Here is an 18,000-nt window from a genome sequence, read left to right as displayed (position 1 = left end):
TTATGCAAATATATTGTTTTTAATTATTCTAAATAAATAATAAAATTGATTTTTGTCATAAAAACAAAAGGAGAGTGCAACAAAAAACCGCTACAAACTGACTTGTAACGGTTTTTAAAGTATGGTTAATAATTCTTATGCAGGAATTTCACCTTTGTATAAGAATGAGATAATCTCTTTGTTTAATTTATCAATCATTTCGCTGAATAAGTGGAAAGATTCCTGCTTGTAGATTACCAATGGATCTTTCTGCTCGTAAACAGCTCCCTGAGAAGATCTTCTTAAATCGTCCATTTCACGAAGATGAAGCTTCCAGTTTTCATCGATGATGGATAACGTAATGTTCTTTTCAAAATCGTTGATTAAGCTGTCGCACTGCGTTTCATAAGCTTCTTTAAGATCGGTTACGATCGTCATTGTTTTATGACCGTCTGTGAAAGGAACCTGAATCATTCTGAACATTGAACCCTGATTCTGATAAACATTCTCGATAATCGGGAACGATTTTTCTTTCAGTAAGTTCAGTTTCATCTGATAATCTTCCTGAGCCGCTTTGAATAAAATATTCGTTAAATCCTGAACCGTTTTATTCTTGAAATCGTTCTCAGAAACCGGAGATTCCATCGTAAATGTTTTGATGATCTCGTATTCGAAATCTTTATAGCTTCCTGTCGCTTTTCCTTTCGCAGCAATAGAATTTGCCACGTCAAAGATCATATTGGTGATGTCGTACTTCAGGTGATCTCCGAACAAAGCATTCTTTCTTCTCTTGTAGATAACGTCACGCTGTTTGTTCATTACATCATCGTACTCAAGAAGTCTCTTTCTTGTTCCGAAATTGTTTTCCTCTACTTTTTTCTGCGCTCTTTCGATAGATTTTGAGATCATGGAATGCTGAATCACTTCACCTTCCTTATGACCCATTCTGTCCATCATTTTAGCAATTCTTTCAGAACCGAATAAACGCATTAAGTTATCTTCCAGAGAAACATAGAACTGAGAACTTCCCGGATCTCCCTGTCTTCCTGCTCTACCTCTCAACTGTCTGTCAACACGTCTTGAATCGTGTCTTTCTGTCCCGATGATTGCCAGACCTCCTGCTTCTTTTACCTCTTTAGATAATTTAATATCCGTACCACGACCTGCCATGTTGGTTGCAATGGTTACAACACCCGGCTGTCCTGCTCCTGCAACAATTTCTGCTTCCTTCTTGTGAAGTTTTGCATTCAGAACCTGATGAGGAATTTTTCTTAACTGAAGGGCTTTTGATAATAACTGTGAAATTTCAACAGAAGTTGTACCTACCAGAACAGGTCTTCCTGCAGCCGTCAGTTTTTCAACCTCTTCAATTACAGCATTGTATTTTTCTCTGTTGGTTTTGTAAACCAAATCCTGTTTGTCATGTCTTAAAATCGGACGGTTGGTAGGAATTACCACAACGTCTAATTTATAAATTTCCCAAAGCTCACCCGCTTCCGTTTCTGCAGTACCCGTCATCCCCGCAAGTTTATTGTACATACGGAAATAATTCTGAAGGGTAATGGTTGCAAAAGTCTGCGTTGCAGCTTCGATTTTTACATTTTCTTTCGCTTCAATCGCTTGGTGAAGACCGTCTGAATAACGTCTTCCTTCCATGATACGACCTGTCTGTTCATCGACGATTTTTACCTCACCGTCAATAACCACATATTCATCATCTTTTTCAAATAATGTGTATGCTTTCAGCAACTGGCTCATCGTGTGAACTCTTTCAGATTTTTCAGCAAAATCAGAGAAAAGTCTTTCTTTAGCTTCAAATTCTTCTTCTTTAGATAAATTCTTAGCTTCCAGTTCTGCGATTTCTGTTCCAATGTCCGGAAGAACGAAGAAATTAGGATCAGAATTTCCCTGAGACATGTATTCAACACCTTTGTCTGTAAGATCAACCTGATTGTTTTTTTCTTCAATAACGAAGTAAAGATCTTTATCTACAATCGGCATATCGCGGTTGTTGTCCTGCATATACTGCGCTTCTACTTTCTGAAGCAATGCACGGTTTCCGCTTTCCGATAAGAATTTAATTAATTGTCTGCTCTTAGGAAGACCTCTGTAAGCCTGAAGCAATTTAAATCCTCCTTCTTTTGTATTTCCTGCAGCGATTAATTTTTTCGCTTCATTAAATATAGTGGAAACTGTTTTTTTCTGAACTTCAACAATTCTGTCGATAGAAGGTTTAAGAACATCAAATTCCTGTCTGTCTCCCTGTGGAACAGGACCTGAAATAATTAACGGTGTTCTTGCATCATCTACTAATACAGAGTCTACCTCATCCACGATCGCAAAGTTCAGTTCTCTTTGTACCAGTTCTGAAGGTGAAGTTACCATGTTGTCTCTCAGATAATCGAAACCGAATTCATTATTCGTTCCGTAGGTAATATCTGAATTGTATGCTTTTCTTCTTCCGTCTGAGTTTGGCTGGTGATTATCGATACAGTCAATGCTCATTCCGTGGAATTGGTACAATGGTCCCATCCACGCCGAGTCTCTTTTCGCAAGATAGTCGTTCACCGTTACTACGTGAACACCTCTTCCCGGAAGTGCATTTAAGAAAATTGGAAGCGTACCTACCAAAGTTTTACCTTCTCCAGTCGCCATCTCAGCAATTTTTCCGCTGTGAAGAATTACCCCACCGATGAACTGTACATCATAGTGTACCATATCCCAGTTTACTGGAGTTCCTGCAGCGTCCCATGAGTTTTTCCAGACTGCCTGATCGCCCTGAATTTCCACGAAATCTTTTCCTGCGGCAGCCAATTGTCTGTCCCAGTCTGAAGCCGTTACGCGGATTTCTCCGTTTTGCGCCCATCTTCTTGCTGTTTCTTTCACCAAAGCGAAGACTTCAGGAAGAATCTGGCTCAGAACTTTTTCTTCAATTTCGTATGATTCTTTTTTCAGAGACTCAATCTTCGAGAAAAGCGCTTCTTTTTCGTCTACGTTTTTCGAATTTTTGATCTGCTCCTGGATCTGTTCTATCTGTGCTGTGATTTTGCTGGTTGCAGATTTAATATTTTCTTTAAACTCAGCAGTTTTATCTCTTAAACCGTCATCAGACAATTGCTGAATAGCGGGTTCAACAGCTTTGATTTTTGTTACAACTTTTTTTACTTCTTTTAGGTCCTGCGCTTTTTTGTCTCCCAAAAACCCTTTTAGAACTTTGTTTAAAAAACTCATAAATTTTTTGCTTTATGCTTAAAAGAATATCCTTTAAGCGTTTTAAATAACACTTATTGTGTAAAAAATAATATATAAAAAAGGGCAAAAAAGCTCTAAGCAGTGCCTAAAGCTTAATGCTTTTCATTAATATTCGTCTTCGTTCCAAAGATAATCTTCGTCCGTAGGATAATCGCTCCAGATCTCGTCGATCGCGTCATAAATTTCCCCTTCATCTTCGATTGCCTGAAGATTTTCTACCACTTCCATTGGTGCACCAGTTCTGATTGCATAGTCGATAAGCTCTGCTTTAGTCATTGGCCAAGGTGCGTCACTTAAGTATGAAGCTAATTCTAATGTCCAGTACATAATTTTTTAATTTTTTGCAAAAGTATAAAATTAGCTTATATTATATGCTTTTTTATACTTGATTTTCAATTCTTTTTGTTAAATTTTGTTCACCGTGTGCCTTCAGAAAGTGTTTAAAGTACTTTTTCCGGCTTACTGAGGTCATTTTCTCAAAAACCATTCCACAAATTTTTTTATGCCATTTTGGAAGTTTGTGTCAGGTTTGTAGCCAATTAATGTCTTTGCTTTGGTAATATCGGCATTGGTTTTCAGGACATCTCCGGGTTGCATTGGCAGATTTTTGCGGATGGCAGATTTTCCCAACGTCTTTTCGATGGTGGAAAGCATTTCGTTTAAATTAATTACTTCGCTTTCACCGAGATTAATGATTTCGTAAACGTCTGAATGATTTTCCAGATAGCGGATTGATTTTAAAATACCGTCAACAACATCATCAATATAAGTATAATCTCTCGCTGTACTTCCGTCTCCGTAGAAGGGGATTTCCTGATCTTCGGAAATTAATTTTGTGAATTTGTGAATGGCAAGATCAGGTCTTTGTCTGGGTCCGTAAACCGTGAAAAACCTGAGCTGGATCATATCTATTTTGTATAAATCGTGATAAACGTGTCCTAAAATTTCACCGCATTTTTTGGTTGCTGCATACGGAGAAATGGGATTGTCTACATTGTCGGTTTCAGAAAAAGGAATTTTTTCGTTATTTCCGTAAACGCTTGATGAGGAAGCGCAGACAAATTTATTGATATTGAAATCTTTACAGAGTTCCCAAAGATTCATGGTTCCTCGGATGTTTACTTCTTCGTATTCCAGAGGTCTTTCTATGGATGGACGCACTCCCGCAAGTGCAGCAAGGTGAATAACAGCGTCTATTTTATGATGGGTAAATATTGCTTCCAGTCCTTTTTTATCGCGGATATCCTGATAATACAATCTGTAGTTTTCTGATTGTGAAAGAGAAATTAATTTTTTAATATCATTATCTTTTCCGGAGTATTCAAAATCCGAAAAATATTGAATAGCGTCTAAAGTATTCTGAATTTTTATCTGATAGCTATAGAAATCATCAAAATTGTCAATGTTTATGACAGAATGTCCTTTTTTTAATAATTGTTCGGTAAGGTGGGAACCAATAAAACCGCTTCCTCCGGTTACAAGATAATTCATCCGTATGTTTTTCGTCTTACAAAAATATAAATTTACTTCGTGAAAAATATAATCATTAAATTTACTTAAAAAAGTAATATAAAATTAATATGCAGTTTCAAGGGCAAATTTTAAAGATGACGAGCTTCCACGATGAGCCGATCCAATATTATCTCAATCTTTCCGGTGATCTGATTCACATGAATGAACTTTTCGGAAAAGAACTTACCATTAAACATACAGGTTACCAATGCGTAAACTGTGGCGAAAATAAACCGATTTACAGAATGGGTTTCTGCAAAAACTGCTTTTTTGAAAGTCCTTATGCAAGTGATACCATCATTCGTCCTGAACTTTCCACAGCGCATCTTGGAATTGCGGAACGGGATTTGGATATAGAAAAGGAAATTCAGTTACAGCCACATACCGTTTATCTTGCGTACACGGGAGAAGTAAAAGTAGGGGTTACGAGAAATACGCAGATTCCTACACGATGGATCGATCAGGGTGCAACATTTGCGCTGCCGATTGCCAGAACGGAAAACCGATATGAAGCGGGAATGATAGAAGTTGCTTTGAAGCAGCATGTTGCCGATAAAACAAGCTGGAAGAAAATGCTTCAGGATGATTTTGAAGACGAGATAGATCTTGCCGATTTTCAGCAGAAGATAAAAGAATATTTTCCTGAAGATTTCCAGAAGTTCTACAGTGAAGGAGAAAATCTGTGGAGATTTGATTATCCGTTTGAAAAACCTGAAAAAGTAACTTCTTTTACTCTTGATAAAAGACCCGAATATACAGGGGAATTAACAGGAATTAAAGGGCAGTATTTAGGTTTCGACGGAGGCGAATTTATTAACTTAAGAGGACATGAAGGGTATGTAATTGAATTGACTGTTAAAAATTAATAGAATATTGAATTAAAACCAAATCACAAAAAATGAAAGGATGGGTAAAAAAATTATTTCTTGCTCTCGGAATTCTGTTTGCAGTTATCTTACTGGCAAATCTTGGACTGAATATATGGCTGAAAACAAGGCTTCCGCAGTACATAAAAAACAATACAGATTATAAAGTTTCCTACAAAAGTCTGGATGTGGATCTGGTGTCGGGAAATATTCTTTCCACAGGAATTACCGTAAACAGCAAAAATCCGCAAAACTTTAATGTTATCGGACTTCAGGGAACAATTGATACCCTGAAGATAAGCCGTTTCGGGATTTATGATGCCATCTTTAACAAGCAGATCAGTTCTTCGGATTTACTGTTGTCTAAACCTAATCTGAATATTATTCTTGCGAAACCGGTTGATACAAAAACAGGAAAGAAAAGAAATCCGGTACGTTTTGACAACATCCGAATCAATGAAGGAAATATCAGCATTTTCAGATTTACGAAGCAGAAATTCTTTTCTGTGCAGGATCTGAATCTGTATGTAGAAAATCTTCAGATGACGGAAGAAGCCGTAGAAGATAAATTGCCTGTCGTTTTCGATCAGTATACCATTAAAGGAAGTAATTTCTTCTTCCGTCCTGATAATGTGTATGCTTTGGCAATCAGTAAAATAGAAACGAGAAACGGACAAATGTCGATTGATCGGTTTCAACTCATTCCGCTCGTTACTTTTGAGCAGTTTAAAAAATACTATCCTAAGAAGACGCAGCTTTTTCAGTTTAACATCGAAAAAATGGAATTCAAAGATATTGTTCTGAAAAAGAATAAAATTTCTCTGGCAAACGCAAATTTTTATAATCCTGACTTTAAGATTTACACTACAGATGCAGCTCCGGTAAAGCCTAAAAAACCAGTTAATTTTGATATCGATCTCGAAGATATAAAATTGAATAACGCCACTGTTCAGGTGATGAAACATAACGGAGATCAGCTTCTCTATACCAAAAAGGCAAATCTTAACATCAATAAACTGAAGTTTGATAAAGAAACAAGAGAAGAGCTTATTCCGGTAGGCTATAAAGATTTTCAGTTTTCAGCGCAGGATATTTTGTACTCCGATCATCAGGATTTTAACTTAAAAAGCTTTACTTTAAATCCGAAAAAAGGAGAAATCCGAAATATTTCCGTAGTTCCGAATGGTTCAGCAGCAGGAAAAACCTCAATGAATCTTGTCGCAAACTATATTGGTTTCAACATCAATAAATGGGAATCCGTTGATAAGAAACTGAATCTTGATGTAAAAGATATTCTGGTAGATCAGGTGAAAGGAAGCATCAAAGCAGGAGAAATAAAAACAGCAAAAAAACCAGCCAATCTCAGTGGAATTCAGTTTCCGGTAATCATCAGAAAAGTAGTATTGAGAAATTCAGACATTACCTATGACAAAAACAATCAGCCGTTGAGTTTTAATAAACTGAATGCAACCATTAATGATATTCAGCTTACCTCAAAACCGGACAACTCAGGAATTGCGGTTGATGTAAAAAACTATGCGCTGACTTCAGGTAATTTCGCATACAAAACACAGTTTTATAATATGACTTCGGGTGCTCTGAAAGTGGATCAAAACAATATCCGACTTTCTCAGTTTGCGATGAAGCCTATCGTTTCGAGAGCCCAGTTTATCAAAATGATTCCCGTGGAAAGAGATTTATATGATATTAAAGTAAATCAGATCACAGCAAACGGAACATGGGATCTGTTTTCTGACAATAAATCGATTAACGCTTCTAATGTAACCATTGAGTCTGCCGATGCCAATATTTTCAGAAGTAAAATCCCGAAAGACGATCCTAAAGAAAAACCTTTGTATTCGAGATTGCTACGCTCTATAAAAATTCCGATGGTAATCAATAATCTGAATCTTAGAAACTCTGTTCTCGTGTATGAAGAAGATACGCCAGAAAGTGCGGGACCGGGAAAACTGACATTCAGCAACTTTAACATGAATGTTAAAAACCTCAACTCTGCCAAGATGAAAGGAAAACCGACAAGAGTAGACATCAAAATAGACTGTTCTTTTATGAAGCTTGCTCCGCTTTTCGTAAACTGGAATTTTGATGTTGCCGATCAGCGTGATGTGTTTGCTATTTCCGGAAGAACCTCCAATCTTCCGGCACAGGGAATCAATCCTTTTATCCGTCCTTATCTTCATGTAACGGCAACGGGAACCATTCAGGAAATGCTGTTCAATTTCAGAGGAGATCCAAAAGGATTGAACGGAAGTTTTAATCTGAAACATAAGGATCTTAAAATTGCCATTCTGGATAAAAACAACCGTGAAAAGAAAGGTTTTTTAACTGCCGTTGCCAATCTTCTGGTAAAAACAGATTCAGGAAAGCTTCCTGAAGATGTGCAGATAGAAAATGTAGAGAGAGATCCTACAAAATCCTTCTTCAATCTTTTCTGGAAAGGAATTGAGCAGGGATTGAAAAAAACTTTGATCGGAATTAATATCGAAGGCGCCAAAAAAACGGTTGAGAATGCCAAAAAGACAGTGAAAAATGTAAAAGAAGATGTAAAAGGCATGAAGCAGTCGGTAAAAGAAATAGGTCAGGAGATAAAGAATAAGCCCGATCAGAATAAAGAAGAGCAGCCCAAAAAAGAAACCGAGAAGAAAGGTTTCCTGAAAGGAATCTTTAAGAAAAAAGAAAAATCCGGAACTGAATAAGTCCGGATTTCATCGTATGTAAACTTTAGTAATTGTAATCTTCAGTCTCGTCAAAAGCAATTTCTCTTAGGAATTTATCAAAATCTTCGCCGGGATAATTGCTGTCTGCTCCGTAAGAATCGATGATCATGCCTATATTTCCGTCAGAATCTTTTACCAGATAGAGAACAGCATTGTCATCCGGGCTGCTTGGTCCTTCAAAACGATATGTTTTGATAATAGTGAGATCTGCAGGCTGGTAAATTCTTTCAGAATTTTCAAATTTCATTTCACAGTTTTCATTCATTCGGAATTCTCTGTGGACGCCTCTTTGTGCCAATTTTGCCATTACCTGGCTTAATGTTGTCATTTTATCAATGTTACCTGTGCTTTCCATAATACTATTTTCTCTTCAAAGTACAATAATTAAACCATTGCTTTATTTTATGTGGTATTGGCAAAAACAAATCAATTTTAAATTTTTTTTCAGTATTTGTTAACAAAAATTATAATGACAGAAAAAGGTTGGGTATGCTTTTTGCAATAAAGACCGTATATAAATCAGACAGAATATGAAAAAAGAAGTCGGAGTTTTACTGGCAGGAGGTGTTGGTCTTTTGGCAGTATTAAGTATCATAGGAATTAAAAAAATATTACACAGAAAAGATAAAAAATACAGTGATGCCTATTCGGATTATCATAGACATTTCGACGACAAAAACTACGACGAAGAATATCACGGCGTAGAATTTTATGCACTGAAGTAGTTAAAAAATATATCTAAATCATGTTAAAATCCGGAGCTTTTGAAGTTTCGGATTTTTCTTGTGGAAAACTTTAATGTTAAAATTTATTTTTTTAACATCATTACCCTCTAATTTTACATCAGAAATGCAGAACGAAAATATCATAAAAGGACAGGGCGCTCAGCGAAACGTTAACAACCGTTTCGACCGGTATACCTTTGAACCTGAAGATGATGATTTCGAAACGATAAAAACTTCTTTCACCGAAGTTTTCCCAAAAAGCATTGTCAATCAGGTGAAAAGTGATGATTTGCCGATGGAATATTCCATGAATCCTTATCAGGGCTGCGAACACGGCTGTTCCTACTGCTTTGCAAGACCTACTCATGAATATTGGGGATACAGTGCCGGAATTGATTTTGAGAGAAAGATCATGGTGAAGAAAAATGCACCGGAACTCTTAGAAAAGTTTTTTCAGAAAAGAGGATATCAGCCGTCTCCCATTTTACTTTCCGGAAATACAGATTGTTATCAACCCGCAGAAAGGCAGTTTGAGATTACCAGAAAGATACTGCAGGTTTGTCTGGATTACAGACATCCTGTCCATGTTCTTACAAAAAATGCTCTGGTTATTCGGGATATTGATATTTTGAAACCTTTAGCTGAACAGAATCTTGTGTCCGTTTCACTAAGCATTCCCACCATAAATGAGGAACTTAGAAGAAAGATGGAGCCGAGAACCAGCTCTGCTAAAAACAAACTGAAAGCCATAGAAATTCTGTCTGAAAATGAAATTCCCGTTAATGTCATGGTTGCTCCCATTATTCCGGGATTAAACAGTGATGAACCTTTAACGATACTGAAAGCCATTGCTGAAGCCGGAGCACAAGGGTTTGGATATACTCTGGTGAGATTAAATGATTCTGTAGAACCGGTATTCGTTAACTGGATTGAAAATGCGTTTCCAGATCGTGCACAGAAAGTATTAAATCTTATCCGATCCATGCGGGGCGGAAAATTAGGTGAGAAAAAGTTCTTCGACAGGCAAAAGGGAGAAGGAAATATTGCAGAAATGATTCATAATACCTTTAAAATAGGGAGAAAAAAATTTTTTGATGGTAAAGAATTTCCAAAACTTTCTGTCAAGAATTTTACAGGAACAAAAGATCAGCAGCTGAGGTTGTTTGATTGATGATTTCCTTCAATAACGAAAAAATAAACCGCTCCAATCAGGAACGGTTTTTTTATAACTTTTTGCAGTCCGGTCTACATATCTGTTACGGGACATTTGAAATCCTTGCTGCATGTAGCGCACACAATGATGTCTCCGCAAACATACATGCAGAATTCCGGTTCTTGCGGTAGGGATTTGATAACGCCTGCTCCTTTAATTCCTTTTAATTGACTTTTGCTTAATTTTTTTAAATTTTTCATATTGTTTTAGTTAAAAATTTGATAGTAATGTAAAGATAATCAAAAAATTAATAAATCAAACAGTTGTGGTATATTTTCAACAAATAATTTTATCAAGATTTGAATATTTAGATTTGTCTTGCACTAAGAGATTTAATTAAATAAAAAAACCGGGAAAATTACCCGGTTCTGTATTTATTTTTTAATCAATCCTAATTCAATTAATCTCTCGTGTAAAAATTCTCCTGCTGTTGTATCTTCATACAATTTAGGGTTGTTTTCGTCTACACAGTTTTCAAGAGCATTCAGTGACATAGAACTCACGGGATGCATAAAGAAAGGAATTGAATATCTTGAAGTTCCCCACAATTCTCTTGGCGGATTTACCACTCTGTGAATCGTAGACTTCAGCTTATTGTTGGTATGTCTCGAAAGCATATCTCCAACGTTAATCATCAGTTCATCCGGTTCTGCGATCGCATCGATCCATTCTCCGTTATGATTCTGAACCTGAAGACCTTTCCCCTGAGAACCCATTAAAAGGGTAATCAGATTAATGTCTCCGTGAGCGGCAGCTCTTACCGCATCATCCGGCTCTTCCGTGATCGGCGGATAATGAATAGGTCTTAAAATAGAGTTTCCTTCTGCAATTTTATCATCAAAATAAAATTCATCAAGACCAAGATACAGTGCCAAAGCTCTCAGAACATACTGTCCTGTTTTTTCCAACATCTGGAAAGCTTCTTTCCCTACTTCGTTGAATTTTGGAAGTTCTTCAACGATTACATTGTCCGGATACTCGCTTTTGTATTGGGAATCATCAGACACATATTGTCCGAAATGCCAAAACTCTTTCAAGTCTCCTTTTTTGAAGCCTTTTGCAGTCTCCTTACCGAATCCTACATAGCCTCTTTGTCCGCCAATCCCCGGAATCTCATACTTCTGTTTTGTTTCCGTTGGCAATTCAAAAAAGTTTCTTACCTCTCCATACAGTTCATCCACCAATTTGTCATCAAGAAAATGGCCTTTTAAGGCTACAAAACCAATTTCTTCATAAGCTTTTCCGATTTCATTTACAAATTTCTGTTTGCGTTCCGGGTCACCCGAAAGGAAATCACGCAGGTCTACACTAGGTATTTTATCCATTTTTAGAAATTTACGAACTGCTAAATTACAGATTTTTAAATTAAAAATTATTTCGTGTTACGCATTTATCAGTTAAATTTGTATTATGAAAAAATATTCTTCCAAAAGAAGTATTCAGATACTTGCACACCTTCTTCAGCAATACGGAATTTCAGATATCATTGTTTCCCCGGGATCCAGAAATGCACCTTTGGCGATTCATTTTTCAGAGATCGACAGTTTCAACTGTTACAGTATTGTGGACGAAAGGAGTGCGGCTTTTGTAGGAATGGGAATGGCGATGAGCGAGAAAAAACCTGTTGCAGTTACCTGTACAAGTGGTTCAGCCTCCGTAAATTATTATCCTGCGATCACGGAAGCTTTTTATTCCAATATTCCGCTTTTGGTATTAACTGCTGACAGACCAACGGATTATGTGGATATTTTCGACGGACAGACGATCCGTCAGAATAATCTTTTTCATCAGCATTCTTACGGAGATTTTCAGCTTTTGGAAGACGGAAAGGAAAATGCGGAAGATATTAATTTTGATATTATTAAAAAAGCGATTGAACTTTGTATTGAAAAACAAGGTCCGGTTCACATCAATATTCCTCTGGAAGAACCTTTGTATGAATTAATTTCAGAATTGCCGACTTTCCCGACGGTTGAAAAAACAATCAAACAGAAAGAATACGAAATTCCTTCCAATCTTGTGGCAGACTGGAATACTTCACAAAGAATCATGATTCTTGTGGGAACCAAAGATCACAGTCCGGAATTGGAAAATCAGCTAACGCAGTTGGTTAAAAATCATACGGTTGTTGTGTTGAGTGAAGCAAATTCAAATTTATACCACGAAAAATTTTTCAGACATATAGACCGATACGTTTTCAATTTTACGGAAGAAGATTTTAAAATGTATGCACCGGATTTGCTGATCACAGTGGGGCAAAACGTTGTTTCCAAAAAAGTAAAACAGTTTTTAAGAAAGGCAAAGCCAAAACAACACTGGCATTTAGATCCTGTATGGCAGCCGGATACCTATTTTGCCCTGACCGAAAAGATCGAGGTAAAACCTGAAGTTTTCTTTTCTAAATTATTGAAATTTGTCAATCTCGAACCTAAACCTTATTTCAATCTATGGGATGTTTTAAGAGATAAAAAGGATGCAAAACATGAAAAGTTCATTAGTTCCGTGGATTTTTCAGATTTTTATTTTTTCAATAAAACGGCACAGATTGTTCCTGAAAATTATAATATTCATTTCAGCAACAGTTCGGCGATACGATATGCGCAGCTTTTCGATTATGGTAAAAGAAGAATTTACTGTAACAGAGGAACGAGCGGAATCGATGGTTCCACTTCTACAGCAATGGGATTTGCAATCAAAAATTCTAATCCTACCTTATTGATTACCGGAGATTTAAGTTTTTTCTATGACATTAACGGACTTTGGAATCAGTACATTCCGCCGTTTGTAAGAATTATGATTTTTAATAACGGCGAAGGAAATATCTTCAAAATTATACCGGGACCGGGAAATGCCAATCCGAATACTCTGGACGAATTTATCGCCACAAAACACCATAAAAACGCGGAATATTTAGCCAAACATTTCGGATTCTCTTATACAAAAGTAGATGAAGAGGTAACTTTAGACCGTGTTCTTGAAAATTTCTTTAAACCGGATGTTCAGCCTAAAGTATTGGAAATCAATACACAGGCTCTGCATAATGCAGATATACAGAAATCTTATTTCAACTTCCTGAAAGAAAATTAAAGATCTAAATATTCTTCATTTCCCGGCAGATTGATAATTCTGTCCAAAGGATAGATGAAGTTTTCGTCAAAATCATTCATCGCATTAATAATTTGGAAATGAGAGAATTGCTTTATATTCTGTAAAGTGATCTCGGTTTCTTTTACTTTTTTATGTTTTAAAAGATTTTGTCTCTGTACCCCGTTCAAAAGATAAGTTGAAGGTGTAAACCAGTCTTTGCCTTTCAGAAATAAAAGGTTGGAGTATGAAGTGTCGGTAATGTGATTGTTTTTAACGATAATAATCTCTTCCGCTTTGGATTTCATCTTCATTTTTTCCAGTTCTTTCCGGTCTTCAAACTTAAAAGAGTAATCATAACTGTTGTTTTCCACCAGCTGGAAATCATCAATTTCAGGAATTGCATAAGGAATCATTTGGGTACGGATCTTTTTATCAAGATCATACACAAGTCTCAACTTAAAAAGACCGTCTTCGTCATGATCCAGATGTTTGTACACCTTCGCAAGATCTATTGTGCCTTCTTTCCCGAAGTGGGCGAAAGTCTGGTCTACACGCTTCTGATGAAATTCAAGCAAATAAATTTCCTGATCTTCTACTTTAATGCTTTCAATGAATTGGGACATAGATTTTGTTTTTCATTTCCTGATATTCGTCTTCTAACCTGCTCATGTGTGTAATTCCGCCCCCGCTTTTAAAGAAAAGCTCTTCTCCTTCTTTTTCAATAAAACGGATCATTACACAACTGTCGACATTTTTTCCATCAAACCAACCACAAACTCCTGTATAATATCCTCTTTCATAACCTTCTGCATCCAGAATAATTTCCAGTGTTTTAGGTTTTGGAGCTCCCAAAATAGAACCTGCAGGAAGCAGTTTTTTCATAATGCTTCCCAGTTTTCCATTAAATTCAGGTTTGATGTTACCTGAAATTTCGGAACTCATTGCATACAAATCTTTTTGTTTTGTTTTGATGAAATCGATGTATTGAAATTTGTCAACCTTCACATCGTCTGCTACCATGCTCAGATCGTTTCGGAGCAAATCTACCACTGTGTAATGTTCGGCTTTCTCTTTTTTATCATTTTTAAGAATTTCTGCCGCATTATCCAGAGAAGCATCAATAGTGCCTTTCATGGGATAGGTAAAAATTTTTCCGTCGTTGATCTTTACAAAAGTTTCAGGAGAAAAAAATACGAAAAAATCTTTATAAAAAACTTTATATTTCGCGGAAGAATGATAAAATATTTCTTTTAGTGTTAAATTCGTCTCAATTTTAGTTTTTCGCGTATAATTTACCAGATAAGAATTTCCGAAGCGAATATTTTTCTGAACTTTATCAAATCCTGTTTTAAAGCTTTCCAAAGTTTCAGGATAAGAAATCCATTCTACTTTTTTGTTTAAATGAGGCTTTGTTTGTACGTTTGAAAAGTTTTGAAAATCAATTAATAAGCCTGAATTTTCAATTTCATCTTCTTTAAAGATTTCAACATTCTCCGTAAGAAAATCAATGATAAAAAAGTAGGGAACTTTCTGTAGTGAAAGTTCATCCATTTCAATAAATTTTTGATGATTCGCCGAAAACATTCCGCAAAAGTAATTATTGATGTTTACTTTTGCACAAAATTTTTTTAATGGAAAACAAATATCCGCAGAAACCGGGATTAGATTTTATATTGAAGCAGGCATTTTTCTACTGGAATAAAACACTGATTTTTCAGCTGATGTTTTCGGTGCTTTACTTTGCCATATTTTTTACTTCAATGTTTTTCTTTGCAGAAAAATTCGGAGTTCTGGATCAGCAGCAGGAACTTCTAGAAGCCTATAAAAATGGAATGGATGCTTATTTAGCAAAAGCTGCGGAACTTGGGCAAACAGATAATTCTCGATATTTCAGCTATGCTTTACTGGGGACACTGGTTTTCCTTTATCCTTTAAATCTCGGATTTTTTCAGATTTTCAGAAAGATTGATTTAAAAGAGAAAATTGAGATCGGAGATTTGCTGGCAGGTTATAACGGCACAAATTTCTTCAGATATATTTCTTACGGTCTTTTTTGGTTTTTGATTTATGCCATGATTTTCAATACCTTAATTTTGCCTGTAATCTGGGTTTGTATTACAATATTTGTAGCTCCTATGATGTTTTTTATGAACCGAACCATCTTCGAATCGATTTCTTTGAATTTGAAAGCATTGAAGATGTATTTTCTGGAAATATTTGTCTGTGTGATGGTTGCGGTAATTTTTAAATACATTGGATTTACTTTATTTTTTGTAGGAGGTTTATTCACTTTTCCGTTCTGGAATGCAATGATTTATTCACTTTATAAAACCATTTTCTCCGAAAAAGAATAAAATTGACGTGTTTTTAATGTATTTCTGCTAAAAAAATATTAATTTGGTAGTAATAACATTAAAAAATTACACCATGTCAGAATTTAATGAATTTGACCAGCAGGGTTCTGTTCCGGAAAAAAGTACAGGGTCCATTATTTCTCATGCTTTCGAAATCTATAAAGGAATTTTTCTTTATGCGATTGCTGCAATGATCGTTTATGTAATTGGCGATTTTGTATTACAGTCTGTTACAGGTTATAATTCCTGGGAAGGCTTTAGCGGTTTCAGAGATATTGGGGATGGTGATTTTTCTCAATATAATTATTTGACCCGACCGGGCGCTTCTTTGTATTATTCTGTTTCAAGTGTTTTTGGCATCCTGTTTTCTCCTATTTACGTAGGGTTAATTTATATTGCCAATAAGTTTAATACTAAAAATGCAATAGAATTTTCTGATCTATTTATCGGGTATCGTCAAAATTTAGGAAATATCCTTCTGTACTGCTTATGCACTACAATTATTTTTGGTATTTCCGCAGCACTGTGCGGGATCCCGTTCTTGTTTGTTTATCCACTTTTTCTTTTAGGTTATCCTATCCTTTTGTTTGAGAATGCAAATGCAATAGATGCAATCAGCAAAACTTTTAACATCGCGAAAGAAAATTACGGTACGTTTTTAGGTGCAGGTCTGTTGGGCGGATTAATTAGTATAAGCGGAATTGTTCTTTGCTGTATAGGCATCATAGCTACTTTTCCGTTTATCATGATCGTAATGTATTCTACTTACTGTGCCCATTTAGGAAAACCAAGACAAATAATAAACAAATAATGAATAAAAATGAACAAATCAGCAGCGTTAAAATAAAGCAGGTATTTCTTCTTGCTATCATTTTGGTTCTTACAGGTTTAATCTGTTATAATCTTGCGCTGTTTATCCCTTCTGTTCTGGGGGCAATTACCATCTATGTGGTTTGCAGGAAGTATAACTTTTATCTGCAGGAGGAGAAAAACTGGAAACCGTGGCTTGCGTCATTAACACTGATGTTTGCCAGTTTAGTCATTCTTATTCTTCCCATTTATTTTATTGGAGATCTTTTAATTGAGAAATTAGGAAATGCGCAGGCTTACATGGATAAGTTTAACGTATTTCTGGAAAAAATTCATACTTATATTTTCGATAAAGTAGGGTTCGATATTTTAAGCAAAGAAAATATGGACAAGCTGAAAAGCAACGTAGGGCAGTTTTCTACAAAAGCTCTCAGCGGAACTGTAAATACATTAACCGTAGTTATGTCGATGTATTTTATTCTCTATTTTATGTTGGCAAAGCCGCGTTTTTTTGAAAGAATTCTGTCGTCTTCCGCTCCTTTGAAAAGAGCCAATGTATCTATGATCGGCGAAAAGATGAGAAAGCTTATCATGGCAAATGCCATCGGAATTCCCGTGGTTGCTATCGGACAGGGTATTGTTGCACTGGTAGGATATTTTATTTTTGATGCGCCAAGCCCGGTTTTACTTTTTGCATTAACGGCAGCTGCTTCGATGGTTCCTGTGGTGGGCGCAGCAATTGTGTATATTCCGGTCTGTATTTATATGATTGCAGAGGGAAATACGGGAACAGGACTGGGATTGGCTGCTTACTGTCTTATTGTTGTAGGATTAACCGATAATGTGCTTCGTTTTACGCTTCTGAAGAAGTTAGAAGATATCCATCCTTTAAACACCGTTTTCGGGATTATTATGGGAATGAATTTATTTGGATTCATGGGATTGGTTTTCGGTCCGATTTTAATTTCGTTAACTTTGCTTTTGATTCAGGTATACAGAAATGAGTTTTCGGATGATGATACTCCTGAACTTGAACTTCCGAACAAAAATGAAGAACTGGAAGGTAAAATAGATTTAATGATATAACATGGAGAACGGAATAAACCCTGAAATACTACAGGAAATCTGCGTTGTTAAAATGCCTTTCGGAAAATACGAAGGAACCATTCTCGCGGATCTTCCGATAAGCTATCTTGAATGGTTTTGCAGAAAAGGAATGCCAAAAGGCAAGCTGGGAATGCAGTTAGCAACGATTTACGAAATAAAACTGAATGGTTTAATGGATTTGCTGATTCCAATTCGGGGAGGAGTGGTGAATTTTCAAAAGCCTAAAACAAAGACGTATAAATTTTAGCATAAAGTTTCGGGGGGCGGGGAAATTCCGCCCAAACAATTTTTTTTTAAAAAAAAAAAAAAAAATATTTTTTGTCCCCAAACGCAAACAGAATTAAGTAGAAGTAAAAA

The 18,000-nt window shown here is 36.1% G+C and carries 17 protein-coding genes; 9 read left to right on the top strand and 8 right to left on the bottom strand.

The window, feature by feature from the left end; translation table 11 throughout:
- Positions 1-135: 135 nt before the first annotated feature.
- The 3 genes from secA to WFH39_RS08740 form a co-directional block, all read right to left on the bottom strand.
- Entirely contained in the window at positions 136-3,210 is a 3,075-nt protein-coding gene (secA, locus tag WFH39_RS08750) for a preprotein translocase subunit SecA (RefSeq protein ID WP_214587940.1), read from the bottom strand.
- A 126-nt stretch (positions 3,211-3,336) separates the two neighbouring features.
- Positions 3,337-3,558 (bottom strand): DUF2795 domain-containing protein, encoded by a 222-nt coding sequence (locus tag WFH39_RS08745; protein WP_027382805.1) that lies wholly within the window; start codon positions 3,556-3,558, stop codon positions 3,337-3,339.
- Positions 3,559-3,699: 141 nt separating this feature from the next.
- A complete protein-coding gene (locus WFH39_RS08740) occupies positions 3,700-4,722 on the bottom strand; it encodes a GDP-mannose 4,6-dehydratase (RefSeq protein ID WP_336689605.1) in 1,023 nt (340 codons plus the stop codon).
- Between the two features lie 89 nt (positions 4,723-4,811).
- Between WFH39_RS08740 and WFH39_RS08735 the strand changes: the two genes are divergently transcribed.
- Together WFH39_RS08735 and WFH39_RS08730 are read left to right on the top strand one after the other, a co-directional pair.
- The gene (locus WFH39_RS08735; protein ID WP_336689604.1) at positions 4,812-5,609 is read left to right on the top strand and encodes a DUF2797 domain-containing protein; all 798 of its coding nucleotides are present in this window, start codon (positions 4,812-4,814) and stop codon (positions 5,607-5,609) included.
- 32 nt (positions 5,610-5,641) lie between these two features.
- Positions 5,642-8,326, top strand: a complete 2,685-nt coding sequence (locus tag WFH39_RS08730; RefSeq protein ID WP_336689603.1) for a hypothetical protein — start codon at positions 5,642-5,644, stop codon at positions 8,324-8,326.
- Positions 8,327-8,351: 25 nt separating this feature from the next.
- Here the strand turns inward: WFH39_RS08730 and WFH39_RS08725 are convergent, their stop codons facing one another.
- Positions 8,352-8,702, bottom strand: a complete 351-nt coding sequence (locus WFH39_RS08725) for a hypothetical protein (RefSeq protein WP_235132290.1) — start codon at positions 8,700-8,702, stop codon at positions 8,352-8,354.
- A 175-nt stretch (positions 8,703-8,877) separates the two neighbouring features.
- Between WFH39_RS08725 and WFH39_RS08720 the strand changes: the two genes are divergently transcribed.
- Entirely contained in the window at positions 8,878-9,072 is a 195-nt protein-coding gene (locus tag WFH39_RS08720) for a hypothetical protein (protein ID WP_235132291.1), read from the top strand.
- Between the two features lie 124 nt (positions 9,073-9,196).
- Positions 9,197-10,243, top strand: a complete 1,047-nt coding sequence (locus WFH39_RS08715; protein ID WP_336689602.1) for a PA0069 family radical SAM protein — start codon at positions 9,197-9,199, stop codon at positions 10,241-10,243.
- Between the two features lie 74 nt (positions 10,244-10,317).
- Here the strand turns inward: WFH39_RS08715 and WFH39_RS21195 are convergent, their stop codons facing one another.
- Together WFH39_RS21195 and WFH39_RS08710 are read right to left on the bottom strand one after the other, a co-directional pair.
- Complete coding sequence (locus WFH39_RS21195) at positions 10,318-10,485, bottom strand: bacteriocin-like protein (RefSeq protein ID WP_442891702.1); 168 nt, start codon at positions 10,483-10,485, stop codon at positions 10,318-10,320.
- Positions 10,486-10,659: 174 nt separating this feature from the next.
- Positions 10,660-11,610 carry an isopenicillin N synthase family dioxygenase gene (locus WFH39_RS08710; RefSeq protein ID WP_214587952.1) on the bottom strand — a complete coding sequence of 317 codons (951 nt, stop codon included), beginning with the start codon at positions 11,608-11,610 and terminating at the stop codon, positions 10,660-10,662.
- A gap of 85 nt (positions 11,611-11,695) precedes the next feature.
- On the opposite strand from WFH39_RS08710, the gene menD reads away from it, so the two are divergent.
- Positions 11,696-13,372, top strand: coding sequence for a 2-succinyl-5-enolpyruvyl-6-hydroxy-3-cyclohexene-1-carboxylic-acid synthase (menD, locus tag WFH39_RS08705; RefSeq protein ID WP_336689601.1), 1,677 nt, complete (start codon positions 11,696-11,698; stop codon positions 13,370-13,372).
- On the opposite strand, the gene WFH39_RS08700 is transcribed toward menD, so the two are convergent.
- Both WFH39_RS08700 and WFH39_RS08695 read right to left on the bottom strand, forming a co-directional pair.
- Complete coding sequence (locus tag WFH39_RS08700; protein WP_214587955.1) at positions 13,369-13,995, bottom strand: aminotransferase class IV; 627 nt, start codon at positions 13,993-13,995, stop codon at positions 13,369-13,371. The two genes, menD and WFH39_RS08700, sit on opposite strands and share 4 nt — an antisense overlap.
- Positions 13,979-14,956 (bottom strand): aminodeoxychorismate synthase component I, encoded by a 978-nt coding sequence (locus tag WFH39_RS08695; RefSeq protein WP_336689600.1) that lies wholly within the window; start codon positions 14,954-14,956, stop codon positions 13,979-13,981. Before WFH39_RS08695 ends, WFH39_RS08700 begins: the two co-directional genes overlap by 17 nt.
- Positions 14,957-15,003: 47 nt before the next feature.
- Between WFH39_RS08695 and WFH39_RS08690 the strand changes: the two genes are divergently transcribed.
- The 4 genes from WFH39_RS08690 to WFH39_RS08675 all read left to right on the top strand — a co-directional run bounded on the left by WFH39_RS08690 (position 15,004) and on the right by WFH39_RS08675 (position 17,890).
- Positions 15,004-15,726 (top strand): hypothetical protein, encoded by a 723-nt coding sequence (locus WFH39_RS08690; RefSeq protein WP_235132297.1) that lies wholly within the window; start codon positions 15,004-15,006, stop codon positions 15,724-15,726.
- 73 nt (positions 15,727-15,799) lie between these two features.
- Positions 15,800-16,537, top strand: coding sequence for a beta-carotene 15,15'-monooxygenase (locus tag WFH39_RS08685; protein WP_336689599.1), 738 nt, complete (start codon positions 15,800-15,802; stop codon positions 16,535-16,537).
- Entirely contained in the window at positions 16,537-17,622 is a 1,086-nt protein-coding gene (locus tag WFH39_RS08680) for an AI-2E family transporter (RefSeq protein ID WP_214587959.1), read from the top strand. Before WFH39_RS08685 ends, WFH39_RS08680 begins: the two co-directional genes overlap by 1 nt.
- A 13-nt stretch (positions 17,623-17,635) precedes the next feature.
- Positions 17,636-17,890: a DUF3820 family protein gene (locus tag WFH39_RS08675; protein ID WP_336689790.1), complete on the top strand. Its 255-nt coding sequence runs from the start codon at positions 17,636-17,638 to the stop codon at positions 17,888-17,890.
- Positions 17,891-18,000: the final 110 nt, after the last annotated feature.

Source organism: Chryseobacterium sp. MMO-72 (genome assembly GCF_037146035.1).
Lineage (GTDB): Bacteria > Bacteroidota > Bacteroidia > Flavobacteriales > Weeksellaceae > Chryseobacterium > Chryseobacterium indicum.
Note: the sequence above shows the minus strand (reverse complement) of the source record. Positions and strands in the feature narration are given on the sequence as shown.